Raw genomic sequence first — 24,800 nt, 5'->3', positions numbered from 1 at the left:
CCGTCAGAGGTCCTGAATTTCAAATTCTGTGGGGATTCCAGATAGGCAGTTGATTCGTAATTCATCCAAACTTTATGGGTTGTTAAGAATCAGGATCAAAGTTGTGGTGCATACGGAGGCGAGGATGGCCTCTATGTATCGATTGAGCAGTGCATTGTTCCCCTGTTCTAACATTATGGTTTCCCTGCAACTCCAGCCCCCCACCGATCCAGAAGCAACCAATCACAAAACAACCAATCGCGAATTTCTGGTTCAGCCCCTGATCTCATTTCCGTCTTGTCAATTGGATGCCTCACCACCAATTGCTTCCAGCATGGTGCCTACTAGAACTCAAGGTGCAGCCATGCCGCTCACTCACCTTTTCCACTGTCCGTTCCCTAGCCCACCTCGGCTATCGAGGCGGATCCATCTTGATTTCTCTGAGCTGCGCTCGTTTACTCAGGTGCGCGATCAGTTCCGACCTTGGGGCATTCAGTTTTCTGTGTCGAAAGGCTACATTATTGAACCAGCGCGATTTAATTGGATTTACAAACGGTTGTCCTCTAGCGTTCTTCGCCTGATTCAAGTTAAAGGCAATAAAGGTTGTTCCCGACCATTCACCACCGGTATAAACCGTAAATCGGCCCCGCCTTTCCTCATGTTTCAGCAGCTCAAAATATTCGGGCCGCAGTGGGCGCACATCCCCCATAGCATCTAAATCACCGGAGCGAAAGGCTAAAAGCTGAGTATCGGTAGATTCAGCAATTTGCCAAACGATGCGATCTACATAGGGCAACGGCTGGCCCTGGGTATCTTTTTGCCAAAAGTAGGGATTGCGACGAAAAATCACACGCTCGCCCGGTCGATATTCGGCAATCTGGTAAGGACCATTGACGACAATTTCTTTCGGATCGGTGCCGGTGCCCCAAGTGGAGAGAAACAGGGGATTGCCGTTGGCATCCAAGGTTTGCACCGATTGCTCCAGCTTGTGCTTGGGCAGGATGACGATATCGGTGGGAGGGCCAGCGGTGGCTGCAAGAAAGGGCGCAAACGGTTCTGCTAAGGTGAACTGAATCCGGCGATCGTCCAGCTTTTGCACGTCGGGTAATTGCCGTTCTGGACCAATCCGCAGCGCTTCTTGCGACTCAGCCGGAATTTTGGGATTAAAAATCACATCCCGATAGGTAAACACTACATCATCTGCAGTGAGGGGCACTCCATCAGACCATTGCAGCCCTTCCCGCAGGGTAAACACCACCTGCCGCTGGTCCGGCGAGATCTCCCAGGATTCGGCCAAGTCGGGCTGGAGTTTGCCGGTAGTACCTTCTTCGCGCGTCAAGCCCCGATAGCAAAACAGAAAGATGCTAGGAAACTCCTGATTCAGCGCATAGTTAAAGGTTTTGGGGTCTTGGATCGTGCTAAGCACAAGCTGGGTTCCCATTGCCGCCCTAGTTCTGAGACCAGCACAGCCAGCGAGGCCAGCCGCCACCAAGCAAATTAACAGCAGCCCTAACAACCAGCGACGAACGGTAACGGTGATAGTCATCGGTCAAGCATAAAGGCGGAAATCCCAGCGTTCCAGCCATTGTCTCAGCATAAGGGAAGCTGGCTGATTCGGATCAGTGAATCGGAACACGAGCTGTGCTTTTTGAGTCCGGAACTGAACACAAACCGTTTGTAGAATTTCTGATTAGCGACTGCACCGATTCGCAGCTACTAGAGCAATGGCGAGAAGCAGGGGTATGGGATATTTTGCCGCCCTCTCAGCTAACATCAGAATCACTCAGCCAAACCTTGCGGTGCGTTATGCGGGTGCGGCAGGCGGAGCAGCAGTATCACTTCGCAAGCGAACGACTGCGGCGAAATGACCAGCTTCTCTGGTACCAGCAGCAAAGACTTGAAAAGCAAGACCAGCAGATCCGACAGCTCCAGTCGCAGCTTGTGGAAGCCACCAAAGTGAAAGGCCAGTTTCTAGCAATGGTCTCCCACGAACTGCGGACACCCATGAATGCGATTTTGGGTTTTTCTAAACTATTGTGGCGGACGCAGGCAGCTCTTAACGCCCGTCAGCGCGATATGGTGGAGCGAATTCTGGCGAATGCCGAACAGTTGATGGCTGCGATTGACCAAATCCTCAATTTCTCCAAAATTGAAGCCGGTCAGCTTGAACTGCATCCTGAATCGCTCAATCTAGCGCATTTGATTCGGGCGATGGTAGCAGAATTGGCAGAAACTGCTACCCAGAAGGATTTGGCCCTCAACCTACAGCTCGATTTGGCGGATCCCATTGTTGTCACGGACCCGACTAGTTTGCAGCAGGTGATCTTTAATCTGATTGCCAATGCGCTTAAATTTACCGCGACCGGCTCGATCACAATCGAAGCGGCAGAAGTAAGTGCGGATCGAATCGCAATTGTGATTCGCGATACGGGCATTGGCATCGAATCGGCAGAGCTAGACCACATCTTCGAGCCGTTTCGGCAGGTGGATCAGTCAAATACGCGCCACTATCGCGGTATTGGTTTAGGGCTAGCGGTGACAGCCGCGCTGGTGCAGCAACTGGAGGGTACGATTACTGTCAAAAGTCAAGCTGGTCAAGGCTCGGAGTTTCGGATCGAGTTACCGCGCCGGATTCACCAATCGAATCACCAGCCCAAGCAGTTTAAAAATTCGGTTTCAGCAGCTCGTTTGACAAGTTCTCAGAAAATAGCCTCTCTGAATCAGTAGTTACCTGCAGCGATACTCGCTATGCTCATTCACTAACTATGATTCCGCCTGTAAGTTGCTTAACCTATAAGTTGCTTAAGTTGATATGAAATACCCCATTTGGCTCCTGTTGCTAGGCTGCGTTAGCTGTAGTTCACCTCAGTTTACAAGAAGTGTCAGATTAAGTCTTGACTATTACACTTGAAGCTTCCTGCCAAGCGCAACGTAATTTGCCCATTTATGGCTGCTTCTACCAATTATTGTGATTCCAAAACTTGCTTGTTCGTAAGTTCGCTGATTAATAGCAATGACATGAGACTTCAGAATCAGGTCATCTGAGATTTTCTCCAAGCGATCGTCTTTGTATTTATATTGACCCGCAGGTAGATCAGCGATCTTTCCAGGATGACTTTGCACATAGATATCAACCAATTCGGGTGACAATGACCTGACCTGAGACACTATCTCAAAAGTGCCCAGGTAATAGTCTTCGTCTGAACATACTAGCCTATCCTTAACAGCAGGCATATTATCATCAGCATCAGCAATACTCAGCCGATATGCCGGAAGAATCCAGTCAAATAGGCCCAGCATGTGACCCGTTTCAATTTCAAGTACTTCCTGGATATTGTTTTTATAAACCAGCTCGATCGCTTTTTTCTTTCCAATGAAGTGGATTCTAATTCGTCCCTGTTCTGTACTATCTACTTCATTGATGAGTATTAATTGATGGTGTCCCGGATGGTAATAGTAGTAACCGGGCTTTAAGTCAGCAATGTTGACTAATTCGAGATACATTTGCGTTGCATATAATGCACCCGGTGATGCGTAACCGTACTTGGGCAATAGACGCTCATCGCTGTGAAACGGACCGAAATATCTCAAAATCTGACCTAATTCTGTGAGGTTCAACGTATCCAGATGTCGAGATCCAGACAAACTGGAGGTTTCAGCGCTAGTGGCCGATCTATCCAGCAACTGCACAATATCAGCCTTCCGGACGGCACCCCCCTCGAATAAACGGTAAGATTTCCGAGCAAACACCAATCGTCGCTGTTCCAGGGTTGGTGTTTTACCTGGAAGATTGACCACCATCCTGCTGCTGTTGTCGTCGATTTCCCGATATCCGAGACTCGACAATTGAGCTTTGACCTGAAGTTTATTTTTCTTCGACAGATGATGCTCTGCGTAGATCCCCTGATCCATCAAAGCTGCTTGCTTAGGACTTAATTCAATACAGGCAACCAAATATGGGTGACCGGTACGGGAATGTTTCTTAACGATAACGGCTGCGTTCTTCACCCAGTCATGCTGCTCAATCGCCAGCTTTACTTCGTCGACAGGGTTTATTGAAGCAGTTCCTCAGTGAAACTTCGGTGAACTTACACCAAAATCGCAGCATTTCTACCATCTTCTATCCGAAACTCTAGGGAGAAGTTCACCCCCAGTAAAAGCTCAATTTCATACTAAATGAGCTGTTTTGTTATGGATTGCCGAACTTAGCTGTCTAGCCGCTGAGTTGCTGCAATTCTGTTGCTCATTCGAGTAATGCAATACCCCTAGCAAGCATTTAGCAGTCATTCATGCCGGAGCCAAGTGCTCTAGATTGATCAACTTTGATACTACAACCTGGCTGAGTAGCGCTGGTTCGCCAACGCTATTTTCACCTGCCAAGCTTGTCCACAGATTCGTACATACAGACTATGGCACAAACTGATATTGTGAAATTGACGGATGCTCAGCCTTTCCAGACGGCATACCTTCCGTTTAACACGGTTGTTCCTTCTGCTAACGGACTTTCCATCACCTTTGATTTCTACTCCTACGGTGGCGACGGAGCTGATGGCATCAGTTTTTTCATTGTTGATGGTAGTCAGCCGATTAGAGCAGCAGGTGGGTTTGGTGGGTCTCTGGGTTACGCACCCTACAATGACGGCTTCAGGAGTCAACCGGGCATTGCCGGCGGCTACCTGGGAATTGGCTTCGACGAATTTGGCAGCTTTTCCAACGATCTAGAAGGACGAAATGGTGGTCCTAGCAGTGTGCCGGACGCGGTTGCAGTTAGAGGCAGTGCAGCAACGAACTATGTCTATCTGGACGGCAAGACATTACCCAACGGCTTCAGTTTGGATGTACCGGGAGCCGGAGTAACCCGCGAACAGGCCAAACGCACTGCCAAGGTTGATCTTAGCCCCACTGGAGTTTTGTCGGTCAAACTGGACCTAAACGCAAACGGCAGCTTTACCGATGCTGGCGAGGAGTTAATCAATCTGGATGCGGTGCAGCGGGGCAATGGCCCCCTCCCCTCCACCCTCACTTTTGGTTTTGGGGCTTCGACTGGAGCACTAACCAACATCCACGAAGTTGGTAATTTTAGGATCAAAACGTTTGCTGGCGCAGATATTGCTGGTAATTTTGTCCCCAATCTAGTGTTCGAGGACAATGGCGGCAATAACACGAACCAAAGCGGCGGTGCTGGAGACGATATCATCAGCACGGGCGATGGTAATGACCGGATTACCAGAAGTTGTTGTTAGTCCATCAGCGACTCTGCACAGTCTATGGTTGTCCGATTCCCTACTTCAGCAATCACGATCCGCTGAGTGAGTTAGTCTCAGCTTTGCTGTCCCACCGGACGAAAAATGCCGATTCGCATCGGGCGTTTCAGCAGCTAATCGAGCAATTTCCCACCTGGGAAGCGGTTCGTGACGGCCCTACTGCCGAGATCGAAGCGGCCATTTCAGCTAGCACTTGGCCTGAACAAAAGGCTCCTCGGATTCAGCAGGTGCTGCAGCTTGTCAGCGAACGCTGCCCAGATTGGTCGCTGGATTTTCTGGGTGAGATGCCGGTTCTGGAGGCCAGAGCTTGGTTGGAATCCTTGCCGGGAGTGGGTCCCAAAACCAGTGCTGCCGTACTGTGCTTCAGTCGATTACGGCGTCGGGCGCTTGTCGTGGATAGCCATCACCATCGGGTCGCGGTGCGGTTGGGGCTGATCCCGGCCAAAGTTGATGTGGCAGTCGCCCATGCGGTTCTGGAAGCACAACTGCCCGAAACTTGGACAGCTCAACAGGTTTATGACCACCACGAGGTCTTTATGCTGCATGGTCAAAAGTGCTGCTTCTACCGGCATCCGGCTTGTCAGCGCTGCGCAGTGCTGGATCTTTGCCCAACTGGACAGGCCATTGGAATCAAAACTGAGTCAACCGGTTGAAGTAATGCTGCCTGATTGGACAGGACGCTTTATGATAGAAAGTAAAGAAATGTAAAGATGTAGACGATGCGCTCTGGTGGAATACGGCAAGCAAAAGCTCAGCGGGTAGTAGTGATTGGGGCTGGAATTGGTGGACTGACGGCAGCGGCACTGCTGGCTCATCGCGGTTACTCGGTTCTGGTTTTGGATCAGGCGATTGTGCCTGGGGGTTGTGCGTCTACATTTAGGCGCAAGGGATTCACCTTCGATGTGGGCGCGACTCAGGTGGCTGGACTAGAACCGGGCGGCATTCATCCCCGCATCTTTTCGGAGCTAAGCATCGAGCCACCCGCTGCGACGCCATGCGATCCAGCCTGTGCCGTGTATCTCCCCAACGAAACCGCACCCATTCAGGTTTGGCGTGATCCGCAGCAATGGCAGGCTGAGCGTCAGCGTCAGTTTCCGGATGGCGAGCCGTTTTGGCAGTTGCTGGCCGATCTGTTTCGCTATAGCCAACATGGGGCTGGAGCGGCACATCTTTGCCAATTTGGTTCGAGATGTCGTGGACCAGCAGGGTATGGCCTTTGGGGTCAGTAAAGGTAATTGGCTGCGCATGATCAATTTCAATCGCGCCAGGAAAGCCAACTAACCTCAGTGCCATCCCCCCTTCGCGTCCGTCCGCTTGGATTTGTTTGAAACCGATCACCTGCCAACTGTGGCGGTCTTGGTCACGCAATGTCCGCCGCGACTGCACAATCACAGCACCGGAGGTATCCGCCGTATAGAGAACCGTGGCCGCAGCAGCAGGACTGTAAACCAGCCCCAGGAACAAAACCAACCCCAGAGAAAGCCAGATCTGAGCCAGCCAAAAGCGTTTCGTTTTAATCACAATCAATTGCTAGAAAGACTATAGCTATCCTATGTCAGGAGACGGGGCTGCTCCCAATATCAGATAGGATCAGGATGCTGTCCGCCTACTAACATGTTTGGCAATGAACGCTGTTTTACCTCCTCTGTTGCTGCTCGACCGCCTGTTGCAAGACTGGTTGCTGGAAGATATCGGGCGAGGTGACCGGACCACGCAAAGTTTGTTTACTAGCGAGATCCCGTTGGGTCAGGCCCAATGGATCGTTAAAGAAGCAGGCGTCATTGCTGGTTTGCCGGTAGCTGCGCGAGTATTTCAGTTGCTCAATCCAGAAGCGAAATTTACAGCATTGGTGGCCGAGGGGCAGTGGTGCGAGCGGGGGCAGGTGGTTGCTGAAATAACGGGTCCACTGGATTGCTTATTAACGGGTGAACGAGTGGCTTTAAACCTCGCCATGCGCTTGAGCGGCATTGCTACTCTGACAAACAAATACGTCATGCAAATTGCTGATCTGCCAGCCCAGCTCGTAGACACACGCAAAACCACTCCTGGCCTGAGGATTCTAGAGAAATACGCCACGCAAGTCGGAGGAGCCACCAATCACCGCATGGGATTAGACGATGGAGTGATGATCAAGGATAATCACATTGCTGCTGCAGGCGGTATTGCCGCTGCCATTGCCCAAATTCGCGCTCGGATTCCCTATCCGCTCACGATTGAAGTGGAAACGGAAACCCTAGAGCAGGTGCAAGCAGCTCTACAGCAAGAAGCCGATATCATCATGTTAGATAATATGTCAGTGGATGTAATTCGACAAGCTGTAGAGATAATTGTAGCCTTTCTGAGCCTCCAAGCGTGACAGTTGACCCTGAAGTTTGTGTCTACCTGTCTCGCTGAGAATATACCCACGGTGTCGTTTCAGTGGTCGTGCTTCCATACCTTCATAAAATTTTATGTTTAAAGTTGATTTGATACGAAGAATGAGAGGAAGCTATCAAATAGGAACGTTACATAGAATGATGTGGCAGAGTTTATAACCGCAGCAAAACTGCTGTATTAAAAGAAGACGAACACCACATCCAGAACCAGTCTTCATATAGTATCAGACTCAAGCAAAAAAAGCTTGGCTCTATTGAACCAGCAGCAATTCTCAGTATGGAAAATTAACTGGTGTTGGGCGGGATGTCTAGCTCTAGCCCTTGGAGCATGAAGGTGAGCAGGTGATTCCAACTGTCGAAATACATGTAGCGAGTTAACGCCCGCAAATCATCAAAGAAGGTCTTACGGGTGGGCAAGTGCGCTCGCAACAGCTTGTACTTCTGGTCTAATAACTCCAGCAACGTGTGGAATAACAATGACAAGATGTTCAGGGTTGCAAGCAACGAGGAGAGATGCTGCTTGCCGTGCCCGAAATTGTGTTCCAGGTGGTAGCCCTTCGTCTTGAGTGTGTTGTTATTCTCATTTTCCACCTTCCAACGGGCACGGCCTGCCAGGACAACCGCTGCAACGTTTTCATCGCTTAGAATGTGACTGGTGGCAAACGAATTTTTGCTGATTCATTTGAACAAGGAGGTGCAACGATGGTTTCATTGGTATAATCAGGAGCGTCCACACCAAGCATTGAAGTATCGCACTCCAGAAGTGGTGTATTGGGAAACGCGATTGCTCGCTAAAAAAGCTTGAATATGGACATGGAGATCTCTCATTTCAGAGCTTAGAGATCCCTCAGAATTGTCCAATCGATTGGGTCCACCTCACTCCTCATCTGAAGCATGTCCCACAAATTTGATGTTGAAGTGGGGTGGTAGCTTTTGATTTTTATAGTCAACTCATTGCCAAACTTCCCTTCTTTGCGTTCTTCTTAGTGACTGATGACTTCATTGCCGCTCGTGGTCGCGGGGGCGGATTAGCACTCTGGGTCAAGGTGACTTAAATAGCTTTGCTTGCAGCTTTTGGTTGAATACTCAATTCAACACCGAAAATCAGCAAAGAATTTTATAGGATAAGAGCGCGTGAAATAGCTGCTCAAGCGAACAAAAGACATATTCCCGCCCGTGTTATCTCGAACATCGATAATGATGCCGTTCGTGTTCTTCAATTCTGACATTGCCGCATCCACGAGCGGGGCAACATCATCGTCAAAACGAACCGCCCTGATATACCCAATGCGTTTGCCATCGTCTATCGAAAATGTCCGCCAGCGGATCGACGGGCGCTCGGGCTGCGAATGAGATTCGCGACGTACTTTCAGAGTTCTCGTCTTTCCATCACAACCGCGCAATCGGAGATCTGAATACGATCCGAGTGCTCCAAGCTCCTTATTAGGTTCCAAAAGAATATCGCCGAACCGGATACCCTTTGCTTGAGCATCAGAACCTTCCGGCACGTAAGTCACAACTGTTCGGCCTTCGATCTGTTGCGTAAGAACACCTGTGCCGAACTGTCCTGTCCCGCGCGGCATCGAAATTTGGAGATGCGAAACAGGAAGTTCCTTAAGCATTTTTTCTATTACAGCGTGAAACTCTGAATCCGACCGCGCAAGTTCGGCCTGCGGACGATAACGCTCGCCGACCGCCTTCCAATCAACGCCGGTAAAACTTGGATCGTAAAACCTTTCATTGACCGTCAGCCAAACGGCATTAAAGATCTCAGGGTAGGGAGGGGTTGGCGAAGAAGTCTGAGCCTGCGACGACAAAACTGCCAGGGCGAGTAAGTAAAAAGTACAAAACGAAAGTAATGACGAACGGAGCTTTGACTTCATTTTCCTGTATTCAAAACTGTCTTCACTGCCATTTTGGCGAGTTTCCACGTGCGGTCCCAGTCGATCTTGCCGCCGTCGTCACGGCCCATAAGCTTATCGACGAACATCTTGCGGAAATCTCGGCCTTCGCGTTTGAGCATAAATTCCTTGGCATACGGCTTTGCCGTTTCGAAGAAATTGAATTCCGGATCAGTTATTATGCCAATGCCTTCGAGCGTCATCAAAGCCCGCATTATGTAAGTGAAGTTAGACGGCAAACGGAACGGGTAATCGTACATCACGTCCGCAAGGTCATAAGTCAACTCTTTGAAATTCACGTCCTTGAGTTTTAGGTTCAGGTGGAACTCGAACATCTTTTCGACCACCGGCCGCACAGCCGAAGCATCGACTCCGGGCTTTAGAAAATCAAGGTCTATCAGGTCCTGTGCGATACCCACCCACCCAGTGATCCAAATACCCATTCGCTGCTAAATACCCTGCTCACGCCCATGGGGATCGGGTCGATGCTGCTGCTCGTGTTGGCGAGCGCGACATTGGGCTATGTAATTATGAATCCAGGCAGCTTGGGGCTTTGGACTCCTGATGCCAATCCAGACTCATCTGCCAACAGTTCCTCCACCAGCCCTGCGGCAACCGCTGGAGGGACAGTTCCTTCTCCCGATCTGACTTCGGATGAGTTTGTAGACCTGGATTTGGGAACGCTCAGCACCCTGCCTAAGCAAACCCCTCGTTCTGGTGCTCAAACCGAAAAATCGACTCAATCAACTCAATCAACCCAATCCCAATCAGCCAAATCCAACGCTTCGACAGCCAAGCCGAGCACTCCTGCCGTCAGTAGCCCGACCCAAGCTGCCGCTTCTGCTCCCCCAGAAATTCCTGTGGCTCCAGCTCCTCAACCCAGCCTTTCAACCGTTGTGGTGCCTGCCGCTCCCCCAGTGATGTCGGTGCCAGAGCCTGCTATACCTGCTCCAGTCCCAGAACCCGCTCCCGTTTCACCAGAACCCATCAGTACTGTGCCACCACCGATTGAGCCAGCCCCGGCTGCAGAACCCGCTCCCAGCGTAGCTGCTGCTTCAACTGATCCGATCGCTGCAACTACCCCGCCTGCTCAGAACAACTACTATTACGTTGTGACGGAATACAGCGGAGATGCCAGCTTGCAGCAAGCTCGCAGTGCCGTGCCCGATGCCTATGTCCGCAACCTTCCCGATGAGGGAGCCAAGGTGCAGCTTGGTGCATTTAACGATGAAACCAAAGCGCAAGAACTGCTCCAGCAATTGCAGCAACAGGGCATTGAGGCCCAAGTCTACCAGCCCTGAGGGCCTATCCAAAAAATCCTTCGGGTTTTGAAATTCAAAAACTCTGACGAGTTTACTGACTTGCAGTTAGAGAAATTCGGATAGATAGTTAGTAGGCACTGAACTAGATGCCCTGATTTGACATCAGTGTGGTTTTCTGATTCATTGAAATTTCAAAATTCTTCAAATATCGCTTCAGATCTGGTTTTGTTTGCGATTTGCTTCTATTCGCTGGGCAAGTGTTTTGTTAGTCTAGTTAAGACAGTCTCCGAAGTAAATCTTTACAAATCATAATGAGCACCATCACTCAGGTTAAACACGCAGCGGTGATTTCGAGGTCTGGATGGGCGTCCAAACTCCAGAGGTAAATCACGCCTTTTAGGGTCATGGGTTGTCCGACCTGGACTAGCAATTGCTCGAAGGCGGCGGGATCGGTGGGGTTGATGCAATAGCTGGGTGTGGTTTCAGTTAGAGTCGATGAGGAACCCTGCGGATAGACCAAACAGCATGATTGAGCTTGATTTGCCAAGTGAGCCGCGAGCTGTGCCCCGACGCCTTGCTGATCGGCAAAAATCAGCCATGTGCCGACATCGTTAAATTCTGATTGCGCGAATTGGGGCTGGGATCGCCACTCGACTTGGTAGAGCCAGTGTTGCCAAGCATTTGTTGCAGACGTTAGTGTGGATGCTGATGTAGATATTATCTGAGTGGGTTGAAGAATTTCACGACTTCGTTGCAGGGTAAGGCACTCAACTTGGGCTACTAGCTCCCCAGATGCATTCAGAAGCTGAATATCGACCGTTAGGGTGGCAGGGCTTTCTGAAGTTATTTGAGAATCCCTTCGCCAGGGATGAAGCTTGACATAACTCCAGAGCAGCGATCCGGTCTGCTTAAACCAGGACAAACGAGCCACGCTAACGGGTAGATAGGTAGCACGAGCCGTTACCGGCTGTACTGCCGCAATCACCTGGAAGGCAGCATCGAGCAATACGGGATGCAAATAATAGGGTTCCGGTGCAATTGAGGCCGGCAGGTGGATTCTCCCTAATGCTTCGGCTTCGCTTCGCCAAATCTGCTGCACCGCTTGAAAACTTTCACCATAATTCAATCCCTGCTGTTGACAGTAGCGGTAATGTTCACTTGCCGAATAGGTTTCAGAAAACGAGCATCGCAATGTTTCTAGATCAATTGGCTGCGGGAATTCAGATTTGTCTAAGAGAGTGCCGCATCCGGTACAGTGCAGTTGCCAATTCTCTGAATCGGGCTGCAAGCTATAAATCTTAAAGTCAGTTGTAGGTTCTAGAATCAACTGGAGTGTTTCCGTTCTCGTTTCAGCTAATATCAAAGCTTGTTGTATCGTCAGGTTCTCCAAACAGATCCAAGACGATTTTGGTTGTATCTTTGAATTTGTGCCTACAGCCGCTAACGCCATTTCAATAAACGCAGCGGCGGGGAAAACGATACGTTGATCGACCTGATGATCGCGCAGAAAAGGTGGAGACGCCTGGTAGTCCCAGTCGCATCGACTCTCGGCCTTCTCGCACCACGCCATTCCCTGCCAGCGCCCGGTCGCAGCACCACAGGGCAATCGGTTTGCCCAATGCCTGCCCATATTCCAGGATCCGCCGAATCAGCGCCCAATTTTGCAGCGGTTGTCCATCGGTAAAGCCCACAATATCAGTCGCAGCCAATTCTCCCAGCTCAACCATCTGGTCGCCCTTTGCCCCAAGGGTCAACGCGCCCCAACAGCGTACCTGAGTCACCTTATTACTAAGTTGAGCACCCACCCACTCCACTGCTGCCGGATTGTCGATTGCCGGTTGGGTGTCGGGGAGTAGATTGAGCCGCGTGAAGCCGCCTGCCGTGGCTGCTTGCAGCAGCGAATCCAGGGTTTCTCGATCTTCAAACCCCGGCTCACCGGAATGGCTATAGAGATCGACAAGGCCATGACCCAGTATCAAGCCTGTGCAGTCCTGAATTTTGGTGTCGGTTGAGAGTTGATGAATCGCGGACTCAATGGCGACAATTCCACTAGCCTCAATCAAGACATCAGCAACCCGGTCGGTATGGGTTAGAGGATCGAGCAGTCGAACTTGTCGCAGCAATTCACGAGTCATACAGGCAGCCAATAGAAGGAAATCGAGATTGAATGCGAGATTGAATATCTGGTACAAACCCCGAATGAACTCTGATTCGGACTACGAGATTTGTTCAAGCGTTCAATCCAGACTCCATTGTCCGGCATCCTTGCCAGCTCAGCTTTTATAGTTTGTTACAAGAGTTGATAACAACCCCCACTTCAGCCTCGCCTAACCTAGCTTAGAGCGCTCCTGCCGCCGTTTTATCCAGCACACCACCACCCAGGTGACTAGTAATGTTCATCGCCTGAATCGCAGGTTTGGCGTTGATACCATGGGGATAGTCAATCACCGTGACTGCCCCATTGCCCTGCTTAAAGGTCCAGAAATGCTCCGGTCCCTGACCAACGAGAGCACAGAGGAGAGCTTTGTTAACAGCATCGTGGGCCACCACCAGCGTGGTTACCGGACGATCGCTGGTCTGCTCAGGCGTGGTTGCCACAATTTGCTGCCAAGCTTCGATGGCTCGCTGCCACACCTGCTGTAGATTTTCGCCTTCGGGCATCTGTACCGTTTCGGGTGCCCGCTGCCACTGTTGCAACTCTCCTTCCGCTGCATAACAACACTACCGAATTTCTCTTCAGATCGCCCAAAATCCGCTGTATTTCCATTCAGCGTAACTGTCGAAATTGTTGCATTTGGCGAAATCCGCAAGGTAAGCGAATTTGCCGGCCGACCCGATACGTTTTGCACTTCCAATGTTGCCTTGACCGACATCTCACGGCCAGCTTCGGCTGTTGGAAGTTCGGCAGAGATATCATATTTCACAACCTGCCACGTCGCGGCAAGGCGCGCATCGGCCTGAGCTGATGCTCCGACGGCATACGCGAACAGGAACATAAACAACGCTAGAGGCGAAAAGAAACTAAGCCGCGCCTTTGTGCGTTTCTGCGTTTTGATCTTCATTTATAAGTTCGTGGATCTGTTTTAGTTTGATCAGAAGCTTTTCTAGTCGTGCAAGCGGCAGTTGATTAGGGCCGTCACTTGGAGCCTTTGCAGGATCGTCATGAACTTCCATAAAGACCGCATCAACCCCGCAAGCCACACCCGCACGTGCAAAATGTTCGATGTATTCTGCTTGTCCGTCCGTTGCTTTACCAAGACCGCCAGGAAGCTGAAGGCTGTGCGTTACGTCAAAAACTACCGGCACCCCGAATGATCTCATTATTGGGAACGAGCGAAGATCAACAACCAAATTGTTATAACCGAAACTGGCTCCGCGTTCGGTGAGCAGTATCTTATCGCAGCCCGCAGACCGCAGTTTGTCAACAATATTCTTTGCATCCCATGGTGCGAGGAATTGGCCCTTCTTTACGTTAACCGCTCTACCCGACCTGGCAGCCTCGACTAACAGATCTGTCTGCCGACAAAGAAATGCGGGGATCTGCAGGATATCAGCCACTTCGGCGGTCTTTTCGACCTGCCAAGGTTCGTGTACATCCGTAATAATTGGAACGTTGATCTCTTCCTTGACCTGCCGCAGCACATCGAGCCCGAATTCTATTCCTTGCCCGCGAAAGCTTTCAATGGAACTTCGATTCGCTTTGTCAAAAGAAGACTTATAAACAAAACCAACGCCCACCGAACGGCAAATGTCCCCTATCTCCTGAGCCATGAACATCGCGTGGTCTCGCGACTCAACGACACAAGGACCAAGGATAAACGAGATGTCCGGCGAACCGAAACCTACTTTACTGATCTCAAACGAAGTCACCGACATATCAAAACAATGCACCAGCAACTATATCTTCAGCTACGACAAAATGCTGTCGCTCCAGGGTAATACAGCGCCCTATCTGCTCTATGCCTATGTGCGTATCCAGGGCATTAGCCGCAAAGGCGACATCGATTTTAGCCAGCTGGAAACCGATTGTCCAATCGTGCTGCAAGAAGAGACTGAATTGGCTCTCGCTAAGCATTTGCTCAGTTTCGACGAAGTCCTTAGCTTCATCGAGGAGGATTTGATGCCAAATCGGCTCTGCCAATACCTGTTTGAACTGAGCCAAAAATTCAATCAATTCTACGATCGTTGTCCTGTCTTACAGGCCGAAGAGCCACAGCGCACCTCTCGCTTAGTCCTGTCCAACTTAACGGCGCGCACCCTGAAACAAGGACTGGCGCTCCTCGGTATCGCCGTTCTAGAACGCATGTAGACCGGCTAGATCTTCTTCTAAATCTCCTTTGTGCTGCGGGCAGCCAGCACCCTGAGGGACGTTGGCTTCAGGAACAACCAGCTGACAAAGAAAAATGAGGCAGTAAACAACTGAACAATATCCAGCGCAGACAGGTAACCATCGGCGAATGAGGCAAAACTGCGGTCAATGATGCCAAAAATCCAGGACGAAATTCCTAGGAGCCAAATGCCGCTTCTCAGGCTAGCCAGAAACGAAAGCAATTCAAAGGACGGACCACTGTTCATAGATTTAGCTCCTTGGAATCGAAAAAATTGAAGTATGGTTGGTCTACAAGGCACGAGTCAACTTCAATCAGTCTTAAGCTCGCATAGTCTTCTCAACATCCCAGCGCCCTGCTTTGGCACCCCCTATATTAAAGTTTAAGAAATATAAAACCTAGTTGACTTTGAACCAAAGTAATACATCCCCTCGGCCGCAAGATGTATTCTGACTTACTTTCTCGAAAATAAAAATCGCTGCTCTAGAAATCACTGTCGTTGTACTCTCGATCTTTATGCTCCCGATGCTCCCGGTGTTGGAAAAGAGTGGTCGGATTGGTCTAGTACCAATACCCAATCTTGACCGCGGCCATCCGTAGTTGGAGCAAAGGTTTTATTCGATGCTGACGGCTCCTTCACTCCAAACGTATCGATCGATGTTGCTATTCCTTGGCGAGGATCGTACCAGGATGCATTCACCGAATCGCCTTTTAGTTTGGTCAAATTAACTTGAATCGGCTTGTAGTTGCTGCTCGCACTCGCGGGCGATGTAGCCGCCACGAGAACACCGCTTGCCAGCATTGAGGCTGCGATGCGTGAAAGAGACCGGCGTGAAGTGCGCACTGTGTCGTCCTCCGATGATTTCTATGCGTTGGGTGATGACTCGAACGTCGCGTCGCTTATGCACGCGTAGACTCAGCGTCGCGGACGACGTGCCAACGCCATCGCTCCACAGGCAAGCACACCGAGAGCCGATGGGGTCGGGATAAGGGTGATGCCGTCCAGCCCGATGTAGCTCGACTCAGGCGGGCGTCCCGGGTTGCCCGTCGAAAGCTGGGCGACGAACTCGAAGGTGTAGCTCGATGCGGCCGGGGCGATGAAGCTGAACGATCGAGTCTCCCACGTCAACGACAGTGTGTTCTGGGTGAAGACACCGATCAGGTTGCCGTTCAGGAGCACCTTGACCTCGCCGCGTCCGGTGTACGGTCCGCCGAAGTTGGCCTGACCTCGACCTGTGTCATCGGCGGCGATCGCGGCGGACATGGTGTAAAGCACGCCAGCGGTCAGCGGAGAGGTTGTTTGGGCGAAGGCCTCGCTGATGCCTCCGAACGAGGTTGATGCGGCGAAGCCGATGAACCTGTTCCCATCATGGGCGACCAAGCCCTGGAACATGTTGTCGTAGGTGAAGTGGCCGCCAAGGCCGTAGCCCTGAGCACCGGTGTTGTCGTACAAATCCGGCGTAAAGACGGTCGCAAACCACGGAGCGGGCGTTCCGGGCGTCAGGTACGTGGTGCCACCGGGCGCGCCGCCGTACGGGTTCCCAGTCTCAAAGCTCCCGTTGACGATGTTCGCCGGGGCCGCGGAAGCCCCTATTGCGAGTGCCAAGACTCCGGAGCGCAGAAGCAAAGTGGGTGTCAAAGGCATGTCTCTCTCCTACTCGTGAGTCAGCCTCGAGGCTGCGCCGTCACCTTGACGTTGGCCCGAGGGTTGCTCCCGATCTGTGGGCGGCAGCCCTGCCCGTTCTTGCAGTTGCGGACGAGAGAAATCGAAAACCGGCTAAAATCCGTTATTCCCCGCCTCCGGCGGCGGGATCCGCCTCGGCTGGCCGGGGGTTGGACGCCCATGGACACCCGCACAACCACCCAACTTCTTGATGCGCTCAAAAACCCGTCGAACGCGGCGATGTGGGGTACGTTCGATCAGCGTGCAGGCATCGGCGGACGCGTGGCCGAAGCGGTCGGGATAAAACTAAAGAGCCTTGCCGAAACGCAGCAGGTGCTTTGCGTTACGCATCAGGCACAGATCGCGTCAAAGGCAGACCGGCATTTCGTTGTCGAGAAATCCATCAGTAAAAATAAGACGAAGGTTGGTATTCGCGAGCTTTCTGCTCCCGAACGCATCGAAGAGGTCGCGCGAATGCTTGCGGGCGAAAAGATCACCGATGCCGCACGTGAGAACGCGCGCGAAATGATCGCCGGAGCATCACGAAACTGATGCGTAAAATTTGATTGGGCGCTTTTTGATCGATGCTTAAGTTGTAAGTTTATTCTTTTCAATTATTCCGAAGAGATCGTCGAACGATCCGAAGCAAGGGGTTCTTCATAATTATGCCCGCAAAGATCATCGCAAAAGTCTATCGGGGCGATGTGCTTGAATCGTGCCATCACGGACATGCACTTGTAATTGACGGTAACGGTACCGAAATACTGTCCATAGGGAACCCGAAGACAGTTACCTTCACACGTTCAGCCGCGAAACCGTTTCAGGCGATCCCGTTGATAACGTCCGGTGCGGCAGATGCCTTTGCATTCTCTGATGAAGAGATAGCTCTTGCCTGCGCATCGCATTCCGGCGAAGCACGCCACGTACGCATCGCTCAATTGATGATCGAGCGCATCGGGCTAACGGAAGCGCATCTCCGCTGCGGGGCTCACCTGCCCTTTTATGAGAAAGAAGCGGAACGGATGCAGCGTGCGGGCGAATATCCAACCCAGTTTCATAATAATTGCTCAGGAAAACACGCCGGAATGCTGGCTACGGCTAGACAGATTGGGGCAGACCTTGCAACCTACGATTCGAAAGAGAATCCCGTTCAGCAGCTAATTCTCAAAACTATCTCTGACTTCAGCCAGATACCTTTCTCAAAGATCAAGACAGCCATCGACGGCTGTGCCGCGCCAAATTTTGCGATTCCGCTCACCGCCATGGCGACAGCCGTTATCAGCCTGATCCTTCCCCCGAACCATTTTGACCGAAAAACCCGCGAGGCTTGTGCTCGAATAGTGAACGCTATGAAAAGCTTCCCGGAACTCGTCGGCGGCAGCGAAAGACTAGATACATTACTTATGCAGGCCACCGAAGGGCGGATCATCTCCAAGGTTGGAGCGGAATCTAGCTTCAAAGGAGCCATGCGATCGCGCCTTGAAAGTTTTTTGCGAGGGATTGATGTCAAGTTAGCAGCTAATCCTGCCGTTGAAGCAGAGTGGTCGATTACGAATGAACGACTCAATGGAAGAAATGGGATCAAAGAAGAAGTTGAGCAGGAACTTAAACGGTTATATCCGAAAGATGAGCAAGCCAGTCAGCGGGTAGGCAAGAAAGATGAGCTTTTGACGCAAGCAATCCTTGCAGAAACCGATTTAGTATCGCGGTTATTTGGTTCTCCCTGGCTATCGAGCAAATTTCAGATTCGAGATCTAACCGTTTTACCCGATGCCTGGTTTGGGCAATACCAAGAACGGGATGGGGTTGCTATCGATCGCGATACGGAAACTGCTGCTGATGGCAAGCTCTATGATTTTCAGGTTGTACCTGCTGGCACTCCATTTCAGTTTCATGCCATTGTTGAAAATGCTGAGAACTGGGAGCTGGGCTTGCTCATGATTGGCTTACACCAGTTTGAAACTGAGCAGATTCCTTTAGGAGGAGGACGATCACGGGGTTTAGGAGTTGTGAAACTTGAAAATTTAGAAATGAAGTGGTTTGATGCTCGCTCCACGACCGATCCTAAAAAGACTGCTCTCCAAAAGACTGATCCTGAGAAGCTTATGTCTTACTTAAGTAAACTGGTCAATGATGACTCCTCTGCCTACGAAGATGCTTCTAAGTATAGAAAACAGTGGGTAGAGCAATTTATCAATCACCTCCAAACCTTGATCGAGTCATCGCATCAGGAAGAGAATAGACGTAGTGCAACGCAAAACACTTAGAGGTGAAGTCATCATGTCCTTTAGCGCCTACCGGAGCCTTGGAGAAACCGTTAAAGAATTTCAGACTAAATACACCGAAGCTGATTTTATTACAGAGGTCAAATTCAACATCTCTGACTATTTCCGGCAAGATCTACAGCTCATGATGGAAGACGCCGTTGTGGATAACTCGGAATTTGCTATCTGTGAGAATTTAGTTTATCCGGTGCTGAAAGAAGTCTGGAAACTTTACCGAAAAAAATTTATTCTGTGGAGTCACCAGTTTCTCAACTGTGATGCCAATTTATCTGGTTTTCCTGAGTATATTCTGGCAAGGCGATCGCCACTTGGTAAAGTTGTCTTTGATCAGCCCTATTTTGTGTTATCTGCTCTCAACTTATCCTTCCACCTCCGGTCTTTCCCCTTCCACCTCCGGTCTCCCCCCTTACCAAGGGGGGATTAAGGGGGGTAAATATCAGGGAATCCTAAACCCAAAGAACTCCCTGATCCCACCCATGACCCGTCTTTACAACAAAACAACCCAACTCGAAAAACGCCGCCTGCTCCGCCAACGCTCAACCCCAGCTGAAACTACCCTTTGGGCAAAGCTAAGAGGGGGAAAGCTCGAAAACTGCAAATTTCGTAGACAATACAGCATCGATGTTTTTGTAGTAGATTTCTATGCACCGGACCTTAAACTCGCAATCGAAGTTGACGGTGGCTACCATACTCAGCCTGAAACTATTCCCTATGACCAGGAGCGACAACAATTCCTGGAAGCCCACGGAATATGCATAGTGAGGTTCAGCAATGAACAGATCGAGCAACAGTTGGATGAAGTGCTGGCGGCAATTGCACAAACAGTTCGTCAACTGCGGCAGTCTCCCCCACTCTAGCTCTCTTGGTAAGGGGAGGAAACAAAAGTTAAGCCCTTTTTTCCTCACCGAAAGAGAACTCTGTCTTCCAACCTCCCCCCTTACCAAGGGGGGACTGAGGGGGGTCAATCCAAGCGGCGTCAAGAGGCAATTCTATCGCTTCATTAAACCGTTATCGTGGATGTCTTTGTTCTTATCCTTTCTGTTCATCACAGCTTGTTCCCAATCTGTCATCTACAAACCTGATCTTTCCTTGACGCCTGCTGAGTGCCGAGTTGTTCAGCACGAACTTGGCGAAACTTGTGTTCCACTAAATCTGCAGCGCATTATTGCACTAGATCCCAATGTTACACTCGACCCTCTGATTGCTCTCGGTATCAAGCCAATTGGTTATGGCTCTTATAACTTTGGGGAGAAAGAATCTCCTTTCGGTGTATCGCTTGATGATGTTGCAGGAGCTACGATGGTTGGGTATCCAGATCAAGCTTCATTAGAAAAAATTTTGCTGCTCAAACCAGATTTGATTTTAACGTCACATTACAAGCCTCAACCCAGTCAATATGAGTTGCTATCGGCGATCGCACCGACTGTCCAAGTTCCTTTAGCGCGTTAGAAAATGAAGCGTTCTTTAAGCAAACTCTGCGCTTTCCTAAAGTATTGAAGTCAGTGAGTGTCGCCAAGATTCCAGTAATCGGGATGCACCGAATTTACCAACGGTTCTTTCCTAAACCCAATCATCGATAGAGTGCGGGCATCTGGCCCGCCGCCGCTTCCTGATTTGCCTCTTTCCTGATTTCTGACTTCTGGCTCCTAGCCTTCTGATTACGTAGATCCGTCTTTCTAGGTTCGGTTCTGCCCATCTGTACTCGGTTTTGCCCTTTGTTACATTAAGTTCATAAACCAAAGGCCACAGTCCGAGTGAGGTTCCTACCGTGAACAACGCAACGAATAAAATTTCCGAATACTTTGGTGGTGAGTCAAGCAACTTACTCTGGCAGTATATTCAGTCCATGAGTCCAGAAACCGTAGCTCAACTATCTAAACCTGGCTCGGGCGAAGTGCTGCAAGTGATGGAACGCAATATTATTGGACTTCTGGGTGGACTACCTTCTGAGCATTTTGACATCACGATTACTACGAGCCGTGAGCACATGGGACGACTGCTGGCTTCGGCAATGATGAGCGGATATTTCCTCCGCAACGCAGAGCAACGCATGCAGTTCGAGCATGCCCTCCAAACCACTGAGGCAAGTGCACCAGAAGCTGAATAGAGCCGCTGGCGGATTCCGAAGAACAGGCATTTAAAAATGGATTCACAATAATAGGTTCTGAGTAGCATTTGTATTGCTAGCAACTTGAGGACTTGGCAGATTTTCGCGATAATGGCCAGGTCCTTTTTTAATGACTGCAAATCCAATTCACAGCAACTCCAGAGCATTGAGTCCCAAAAGTCTTAAGAGTCCCAAGAGTCCAAAAGTAAGTACCCAAGCAAAGGACAGTTCTGGCGTTTGGTTGCTTCATCCTGACCAAGCTGGAGTGCAGGCAGCCCGCTACCAGGAGCTGCTGAATTCATCAGTCGTGGTGGAATTGCGCCAGTTGTTGCTATGCTGGTATGCCGTTCATGGCCGCAGCTTGCCCTGGCGTCAAACTAGAGACCCCTACGCCATCTGGGTTTCGGAAATTATGCTCCAGCAGACCCAGGTAAAAACCGTGATTCCCTACTACGAACGCTGGTTGGCTCAGTTCCCCACGATTGCAGCTCTGGCCGCAGCGAACCAGCAGCAGGTCTTGAAGGCATGGCAGGGCTTGGGCTACTATGCTCGTGCTCGCAATTTGCATCAGGCGGCACAGCAGCTAATGCAGCAGGGTGGTCAGTTCCCATGGCATCTAATCCCAGCAAGTGATAGCCTTCGATAATTTCATTGGAACGGTCGCTCAGGGAGCCATCACTCATCGGATAGGCAAAGGGATTCCCCTTATTGGTGGTGCCCAGGATGGTGCCGCCCATTGTGAGTAGCGTATCGACCTCGGTCGGCTCTAGGCAAACAACCTGGGGTGGACGGGCCATCAATCCTTTTGTCGCTTGCTGGATGCCCCAAACATCCCAGTTGTAGGTAGAAGCGCGATGTACTACTGCTCGAATCACAGCATTGAGGCCGGCACAATCCCCACCGCTGGTCAAAATTCCGATCCGCTTGTATGCTCCCATCGCGTTCTCCTGCAGCGTAAAAGATGAGAAATGAAGTTATTTTGTTAAACCCAACACCGAAATTAATTATGCTGCTCCTGATTGCGAGCCTTCTCATCTTTGTACGGAATCTTAAAGGAACGGAGCGATTTTCAGTAAATTGCAATTATTCGCCACCGTTACGGCCTTGAGCAATGGCTTGAATCAGTTGCAACATCAACGCTCGGTCCTGATTAGCTTGTTCTACAAAGCGCTCAAATCGCTGCCTCGATTCTTCGTGCAATTGCCTGGATTCTTCGTGCAATTGCCTGGATTCTTCATGCTGGGCTTCATGAGTTGCCACGATGTCGGCTAGCGTTGCAACAGTTGAGCGCAGGTCAGAAACCAGTTGCTTGAGTTCGATCATGTCAACTTCTAGACGTTCGACGCGGGGTTCTAGGTTTTGAGGATTGGTCATACAGATTGCTCCAATAGCCTGATAAGAGTCAATTTCTATTAAAAAGAGCCTCTATTACTAGCGTCTTGTTTGCAGATAGAACGCTGCCATACTCTATGCGTATGTTTTAGAAGAATCTGAAACGTAGATTTCAAGATTTTAAGAGAAGATGGCTTTGTAGCGCACAGCCACATCCATAATCGACAACACACATCAGCGACACAATGCTGCCCAACTTGTCATACTCAGCCCTTGCCAAGCTGACGTTCATCTCTGTCTCAAGAGTCATTTCTATAGTTGATCTAAAGTTCAGCCCCGTTCTGAGAATGGATCTCTAAGATAGAAGGTGCAGGGCAGCCCGCCACGGCGTGAGGGGTTAAAACCCGCACCGCAGTAATGCCAATTCAACTAACGGCAAGGAAGAGTTATATGACTGAAATCTCACTAGCAGCCGTGCGCATCGTATTGGTGGAACCCGCTGGAGGGCTGAATGTGGGATCAGTGGCTCGAATCATGAAGAACCTGGGACTGCAGCAGTTGGTTTTGGTAAATCCGAAATGCGACCCGCTGGGAAGTGAGGCGCGCCAAATGGCAGTTCATGCCGTAGATGTTCTAGAGGCTGCACGGCGAGTGATGACACTGCCGGAGGCACTGACTGGCTGCCAGCGGGCGATTGCTACCACCGGACTCGATCACACCAGCCTTCCGGTTCAGCTCGAACACCCTAGATCTGCCTTGCCATGGCTGCTAGAGGCAAACTCGATGGGCAAGCCTGTTGCCTCAGCATTGATTTTTGGTCGCGAAGATCATGGCTTAACCAAAACCGAACTCAATCATGCCCAGCGGTTTGTCCGTATTCCTACGAGTCTAGAGTATGGTTCTTTAAATTTGGCGCAAGCAGTTGCCATTTGCTGCTATGAGCTAGCAGTTTGGCAAGCGGGGGAGCAGAGAATCAATGCTTGTGGACGTGGAGAAAGCAAAGGGACTGTAGCAGAGCAGCCCAATGGTTCAGCCAGCGAGGAGTTGGCGAGCTTGGATATGCTGGAGGGCTATTATCAGCAGTTGGAATCCTTACTGTTAAGGATTGGCTATTTGTATCCACATACAGTGGATAGCCGGATGGAGAAGTTTCGCCGCTTGTTTAGCCGTGCCCAGCTTTCCGCCACTGAAGTAGCAATGCTGCGGGGCATTTTGAGTCAAATGGAATGGGCTTTACAAAACGTGCCGTTTTGAGGGCTGCTCGGGACTCTCTAAAGTTTTGTAATAAAATCATTCCACTGCAAATTAATCCGATAGTCTTTACTGCACGAGAAAACATGCGAAAAACTAGATGAGAAAGGTGAATAGAAACAGGTCTTAAAGGCATTTTTAGTCAGCAAGTTTCGGATGAGACGAAAAAATTTGCCAATTTCGCCAGAATGATTAAAATGAGGCAGCTTGCTGACCGCCCCAAACTATTTGGCCTGTAGCAGGAAGCATCGAATTGAAATTTGGTTCCAGTAGTGTGCCGCTTTGTTTTTTCCAAGTAGGTTTGAGGATTGAACTGTGTTGGATTTTCCCAGACGCCCTAAAGGATTACAGCGCCGTTTGGCTCGCAAACGGTCAGATGCTCAAGCTCAGTCAGCTGAAACAAACAGTTGGCAGTCGAATGGTGCGAGCGTCTTGAAGGTATTGCCGCTGATTCAGGGTTTGAGAATTGTCAGATCTGGCTGGTTGCACCAGATGGTTTTGATGATGAGGCGGCCGACTTGCTTGTGGCACGGTCAGCATTCGGTTCCTCCGCGGCACAGGTCCAGCTGCTCGAAGAACTTCTTTCTAATAAACCAGAGAATGCCGTTGTTCCGAAAGCTGAATATGAGATCGTTATACCAATGGGCGAAGAGACCGAGATGATCGCCGCCCACACATTGGAAGAGATCGCAAAACGCTATGGGGTCAAGGCACACGACATAAACCAAATGAAGACGGCGCTTGTCGAAGCGTGTATCAATGCCGCCGAGCACAGTCATAGTCCGGATGCCCGGATACGCCTGCAGTTTTTCGTAACCTCATCAGCGATCGCGGTGCGCGTATCCAATCGCGGCGTTCGGCTCGCCGATGCCCCGACGAGATCATCCGAAACAGGCCGTCGCGGCTGGGGGCTAAAGCTGATGGAAAAGCTGATGGATGAGGTCATGATCGAACATACCGATGACGGAACCGCGATCACAATGAAGAAATTTATCGACCCCGCGGCGAAAAATGCAGCTGCGGGTTAGTCCTTGTCCTGCCTGTTTCTCCTGT

29 protein-coding genes and 3 pseudogenes are annotated in these 24,800 nt (G+C 50.4%); 17 read left to right on the top strand and 15 right to left on the bottom strand.

Annotated features, from left to right (window positions below):
• Window positions 1-391: 391 nt before the first annotated feature.
• Complete coding sequence (locus tag JVX88_RS34590; protein ID WP_211623390.1) at window positions 392-1,525, bottom strand: ABC transporter substrate-binding protein; 1,134 nt, start codon at window positions 1,523-1,525, stop codon at window positions 392-394.
• A 95-nt stretch (window positions 1,526-1,620) separates the two neighbouring features.
• Here JVX88_RS34590 and JVX88_RS34585 point away from each other — a divergent pair, with 95 nt between their 5' ends.
• Complete coding sequence (locus tag JVX88_RS34585) at window positions 1,621-2,706, top strand: sensor histidine kinase (protein ID WP_211623388.1); 1,086 nt, start codon at window positions 1,621-1,623, stop codon at window positions 2,704-2,706.
• 174 nt (window positions 2,707-2,880) lie between these two features.
• Here the strand turns inward: JVX88_RS34585 and JVX88_RS34580 are convergent, their stop codons facing one another.
• The gene (locus tag JVX88_RS34580) at window positions 2,881-3,987 is read right to left on the bottom strand and encodes a hypothetical protein (protein WP_211623386.1); all 1,107 of its coding nucleotides are present in this window, start codon (window positions 3,985-3,987) and stop codon (window positions 2,881-2,883) included.
• 401 nt (window positions 3,988-4,388) lie between these two features.
• On the opposite strand from JVX88_RS34580, the gene JVX88_RS34575 reads away from it, so the two are divergent.
• The 3 genes and pseudogenes from JVX88_RS34575 to JVX88_RS43625 form a co-directional block, all read left to right on the top strand.
• Complete coding sequence (locus JVX88_RS34575; protein ID WP_211623383.1) at window positions 4,389-5,222, top strand: hypothetical protein; 834 nt, start codon at window positions 4,389-4,391, stop codon at window positions 5,220-5,222.
• Window positions 5,213-5,896, top strand: a complete 684-nt coding sequence (locus tag JVX88_RS34570; RefSeq protein WP_211623381.1) for an endonuclease III domain-containing protein — start codon at window positions 5,213-5,215, stop codon at window positions 5,894-5,896. The genes JVX88_RS34575 and JVX88_RS34570 overlap by 10 nt, the downstream gene beginning before the upstream one ends.
• Window positions 5,897-5,962: 66 nt before the next feature.
• A pseudogene (locus JVX88_RS43625) lies at window positions 5,963-6,148 on the top strand (FAD-dependent oxidoreductase); the annotation flags it as partial.
• Here JVX88_RS43625 and JVX88_RS43620 read toward each other — a convergent pair.
• On the bottom strand, window positions 6,135-6,764 hold the full coding sequence (locus tag JVX88_RS43620) for a DUF3122 domain-containing protein (RefSeq protein WP_317134553.1): 630 nt from the start codon (window positions 6,762-6,764) through the stop codon (window positions 6,135-6,137). The pseudogene JVX88_RS43625 and the gene JVX88_RS43620 overlap by 14 nt on opposite strands.
• 103 nt (window positions 6,765-6,867) lie before the next feature.
• Between JVX88_RS43620 and nadC the strand changes: the two genes are divergently transcribed.
• Window positions 6,868-7,599, top strand: coding sequence for a carboxylating nicotinate-nucleotide diphosphorylase (nadC, locus tag JVX88_RS34560; protein ID WP_211623379.1), 732 nt, complete (start codon window positions 6,868-6,870; stop codon window positions 7,597-7,599).
• A gap of 304 nt (window positions 7,600-7,903) precedes the next feature.
• Here the strand turns inward: nadC and JVX88_RS34555 are convergent.
• Window positions 7,904-8,287, bottom strand: a pseudogene (locus JVX88_RS34555) (ISNCY family transposase); the annotation flags it as partial.
• Between JVX88_RS34555 and JVX88_RS44760 the strand changes: the two are divergent.
• Window positions 8,274-8,423 carry an integrase core domain-containing protein gene (locus tag JVX88_RS44760; protein WP_211623377.1) on the top strand — a complete coding sequence of 50 codons (150 nt, stop codon included), beginning with the start codon at window positions 8,274-8,276 and terminating at the stop codon, window positions 8,421-8,423. The pseudogene JVX88_RS34555 and the gene JVX88_RS44760 sit on opposite strands and share 14 nt — an antisense overlap.
• Window positions 8,424-8,709: 286 nt before the next feature.
• Here JVX88_RS44760 and JVX88_RS34545 read toward each other — a convergent pair whose 3' ends face one another.
• Both JVX88_RS34545 and JVX88_RS34540 read right to left on the bottom strand, forming a co-directional pair.
• A complete protein-coding gene (locus JVX88_RS34545; RefSeq protein WP_211623375.1) occupies window positions 8,710-9,501 on the bottom strand; it encodes a S41 family peptidase in 792 nt (263 codons plus the stop codon).
• Window positions 9,498-9,962 carry an AarF/ABC1/UbiB kinase family protein gene (locus JVX88_RS34540; RefSeq protein WP_211623373.1) on the bottom strand — a complete coding sequence of 155 codons (465 nt, stop codon included), beginning with the start codon at window positions 9,960-9,962 and terminating at the stop codon, window positions 9,498-9,500. Before JVX88_RS34540 ends, JVX88_RS34545 begins: the two co-directional genes overlap by 4 nt.
• Before the next feature lie 27 nt (window positions 9,963-9,989).
• On the opposite strand from JVX88_RS34540, the gene JVX88_RS34535 reads away from it, so the two are divergent.
• Window positions 9,990-10,820, top strand: a complete 831-nt coding sequence (locus JVX88_RS34535) for an SPOR domain-containing protein (protein WP_211623371.1) — start codon at window positions 9,990-9,992, stop codon at window positions 10,818-10,820.
• A 286-nt stretch (window positions 10,821-11,106) separates the two neighbouring features.
• Here the strand turns inward: JVX88_RS34535 and JVX88_RS34530 are convergent, their stop codons facing one another.
• The 4 genes from JVX88_RS34530 to kdsA form a co-directional block, all read right to left on the bottom strand.
• On the bottom strand, window positions 11,107-12,351 hold the full coding sequence (locus JVX88_RS34530; protein ID WP_211623369.1) for a polyketide synthase dehydratase domain-containing protein: 1,245 nt from the start codon (window positions 12,349-12,351) through the stop codon (window positions 11,107-11,109).
• The gene (locus JVX88_RS34525) at window positions 12,233-12,916 is read right to left on the bottom strand and encodes a hypothetical protein (protein ID WP_211623367.1); all 684 of its coding nucleotides are present in this window, start codon (window positions 12,914-12,916) and stop codon (window positions 12,233-12,235) included. The genes JVX88_RS34530 and JVX88_RS34525 overlap by 119 nt, the downstream gene beginning before the upstream one ends.
• A gap of 202 nt (window positions 12,917-13,118) precedes the next feature.
• The gene (locus JVX88_RS34520; protein WP_317134552.1) at window positions 13,119-13,478 is read right to left on the bottom strand and encodes a histidine phosphatase family protein; all 360 of its coding nucleotides are present in this window, start codon (window positions 13,476-13,478) and stop codon (window positions 13,119-13,121) included.
• Between the two features lie 324 nt (window positions 13,479-13,802).
• Window positions 13,803-14,657 carry a 3-deoxy-8-phosphooctulonate synthase gene (gene kdsA / locus JVX88_RS34515; protein ID WP_211623365.1) on the bottom strand — a complete coding sequence of 285 codons (855 nt, stop codon included), beginning with the start codon at window positions 14,655-14,657 and terminating at the stop codon, window positions 13,803-13,805.
• Here kdsA and JVX88_RS34510 point away from each other — a divergent pair.
• A complete protein-coding gene (locus tag JVX88_RS34510) occupies window positions 14,605-15,090 on the top strand; it encodes a DALR anticodon-binding domain-containing protein (RefSeq protein ID WP_317134551.1) in 486 nt (161 codons plus the stop codon). The genes kdsA and JVX88_RS34510 overlap by 53 nt on opposite strands.
• Window positions 15,091-15,107: 17 nt before the next feature.
• Here JVX88_RS34510 and JVX88_RS34505 read toward each other — a convergent pair whose 3' ends face one another.
• From JVX88_RS34505 to JVX88_RS34495, 3 genes are all read right to left on the bottom strand, one after another.
• Window positions 15,108-15,356, bottom strand: a complete 249-nt coding sequence (locus tag JVX88_RS34505; RefSeq protein WP_211623360.1) for a hypothetical protein — start codon at window positions 15,354-15,356, stop codon at window positions 15,108-15,110.
• A 267-nt stretch (window positions 15,357-15,623) separates the two neighbouring features.
• Window positions 15,624-15,953: a putative collagen-binding domain-containing protein gene (locus JVX88_RS34500; RefSeq protein WP_211623358.1), complete on the bottom strand. Its 330-nt coding sequence runs from the start codon at window positions 15,951-15,953 to the stop codon at window positions 15,624-15,626.
• Window positions 15,954-16,025: 72 nt separating this feature from the next.
• The gene (locus JVX88_RS34495; protein WP_211623356.1) at window positions 16,026-16,562 is read right to left on the bottom strand and encodes a hypothetical protein; all 537 of its coding nucleotides are present in this window, start codon (window positions 16,560-16,562) and stop codon (window positions 16,026-16,028) included.
• Between the two features lie 390 nt (window positions 16,563-16,952).
• Here JVX88_RS34495 and JVX88_RS34490 point away from each other — a divergent pair, with 390 nt between their 5' ends.
• From JVX88_RS34490 to JVX88_RS43615, 7 genes and pseudogenes are all read left to right on the top strand, one after another.
• Window positions 16,953-17,324 (top strand): hypothetical protein, encoded by a 372-nt coding sequence (locus tag JVX88_RS34490; RefSeq protein ID WP_211623354.1) that lies wholly within the window; start codon window positions 16,953-16,955, stop codon window positions 17,322-17,324.
• 113 nt (window positions 17,325-17,437) lie between these two features.
• Window positions 17,438-19,039, top strand: coding sequence for a CRISPR-associated RAMP protein Csx7 (csx7, locus tag JVX88_RS40000; protein WP_225931282.1), 1,602 nt, complete (start codon window positions 17,438-17,440; stop codon window positions 19,037-19,039).
• Window positions 19,020-19,481, top strand: coding sequence for a hypothetical protein (locus JVX88_RS34480; protein ID WP_263975396.1), 462 nt, complete (start codon window positions 19,020-19,022; stop codon window positions 19,479-19,481). Before csx7 ends, JVX88_RS34480 begins: the two co-directional genes overlap by 20 nt.
• Before the next feature lie 52 nt (window positions 19,482-19,533).
• On the top strand, window positions 19,534-19,914 hold the full coding sequence (locus JVX88_RS34475; RefSeq protein WP_211623352.1) for an endonuclease domain-containing protein: 381 nt from the start codon (window positions 19,534-19,536) through the stop codon (window positions 19,912-19,914).
• Window positions 19,915-20,146: 232 nt separating this feature from the next.
• Window positions 20,147-20,506, top strand: coding sequence for an ABC transporter substrate-binding protein (locus JVX88_RS34470; protein WP_211623350.1), 360 nt, complete (start codon window positions 20,147-20,149; stop codon window positions 20,504-20,506).
• A gap of 319 nt (window positions 20,507-20,825) precedes the next feature.
• Window positions 20,826-21,164, top strand: coding sequence for a DUF760 domain-containing protein (locus tag JVX88_RS34465; protein ID WP_211623348.1), 339 nt, complete (start codon window positions 20,826-20,828; stop codon window positions 21,162-21,164).
• A 130-nt stretch (window positions 21,165-21,294) separates the two neighbouring features.
• Window positions 21,295-21,693 (top strand): annotated as a pseudogene (locus JVX88_RS43615) (hypothetical protein); the annotation flags it as partial.
• Here JVX88_RS43615 and JVX88_RS43610 read toward each other — a convergent pair.
• Together JVX88_RS43610 and JVX88_RS34455 are read right to left on the bottom strand one after the other, a co-directional pair.
• On the bottom strand, window positions 21,575-22,102 hold the full coding sequence (locus JVX88_RS43610; protein ID WP_211623345.1) for a 6-phosphofructokinase: 528 nt from the start codon (window positions 22,100-22,102) through the stop codon (window positions 21,575-21,577). The pseudogene JVX88_RS43615 and the gene JVX88_RS43610 sit on opposite strands and share 119 nt — an antisense overlap.
• Window positions 22,103-22,247: 145 nt before the next feature.
• Window positions 22,248-22,538, bottom strand: coding sequence for a hypothetical protein (locus JVX88_RS34455; RefSeq protein WP_211623337.1), 291 nt, complete (start codon window positions 22,536-22,538; stop codon window positions 22,248-22,250).
• 408 nt (window positions 22,539-22,946) lie between these two features.
• Between JVX88_RS34455 and JVX88_RS34450 the strand changes: the two genes are divergently transcribed.
• Both JVX88_RS34450 and JVX88_RS34445 read left to right on the top strand, forming a co-directional pair.
• Window positions 22,947-23,750 carry an RNA methyltransferase gene (locus JVX88_RS34450; protein ID WP_211623335.1) on the top strand — a complete coding sequence of 268 codons (804 nt, stop codon included), beginning with the start codon at window positions 22,947-22,949 and terminating at the stop codon, window positions 23,748-23,750.
• Between the two features lie 404 nt (window positions 23,751-24,154).
• On the top strand, window positions 24,155-24,775 hold the full coding sequence (locus JVX88_RS34445; RefSeq protein ID WP_211623332.1) for an ATP-binding protein: 621 nt from the start codon (window positions 24,155-24,157) through the stop codon (window positions 24,773-24,775).
• Window positions 24,776-24,800 lie beyond the last annotated feature (25 nt).

The sequence above is a fragment of the Leptolyngbya sp. 7M genome (genome assembly GCF_018128485.1).
This window is presented reverse-complemented; position numbering and strand designations above follow the sequence as displayed.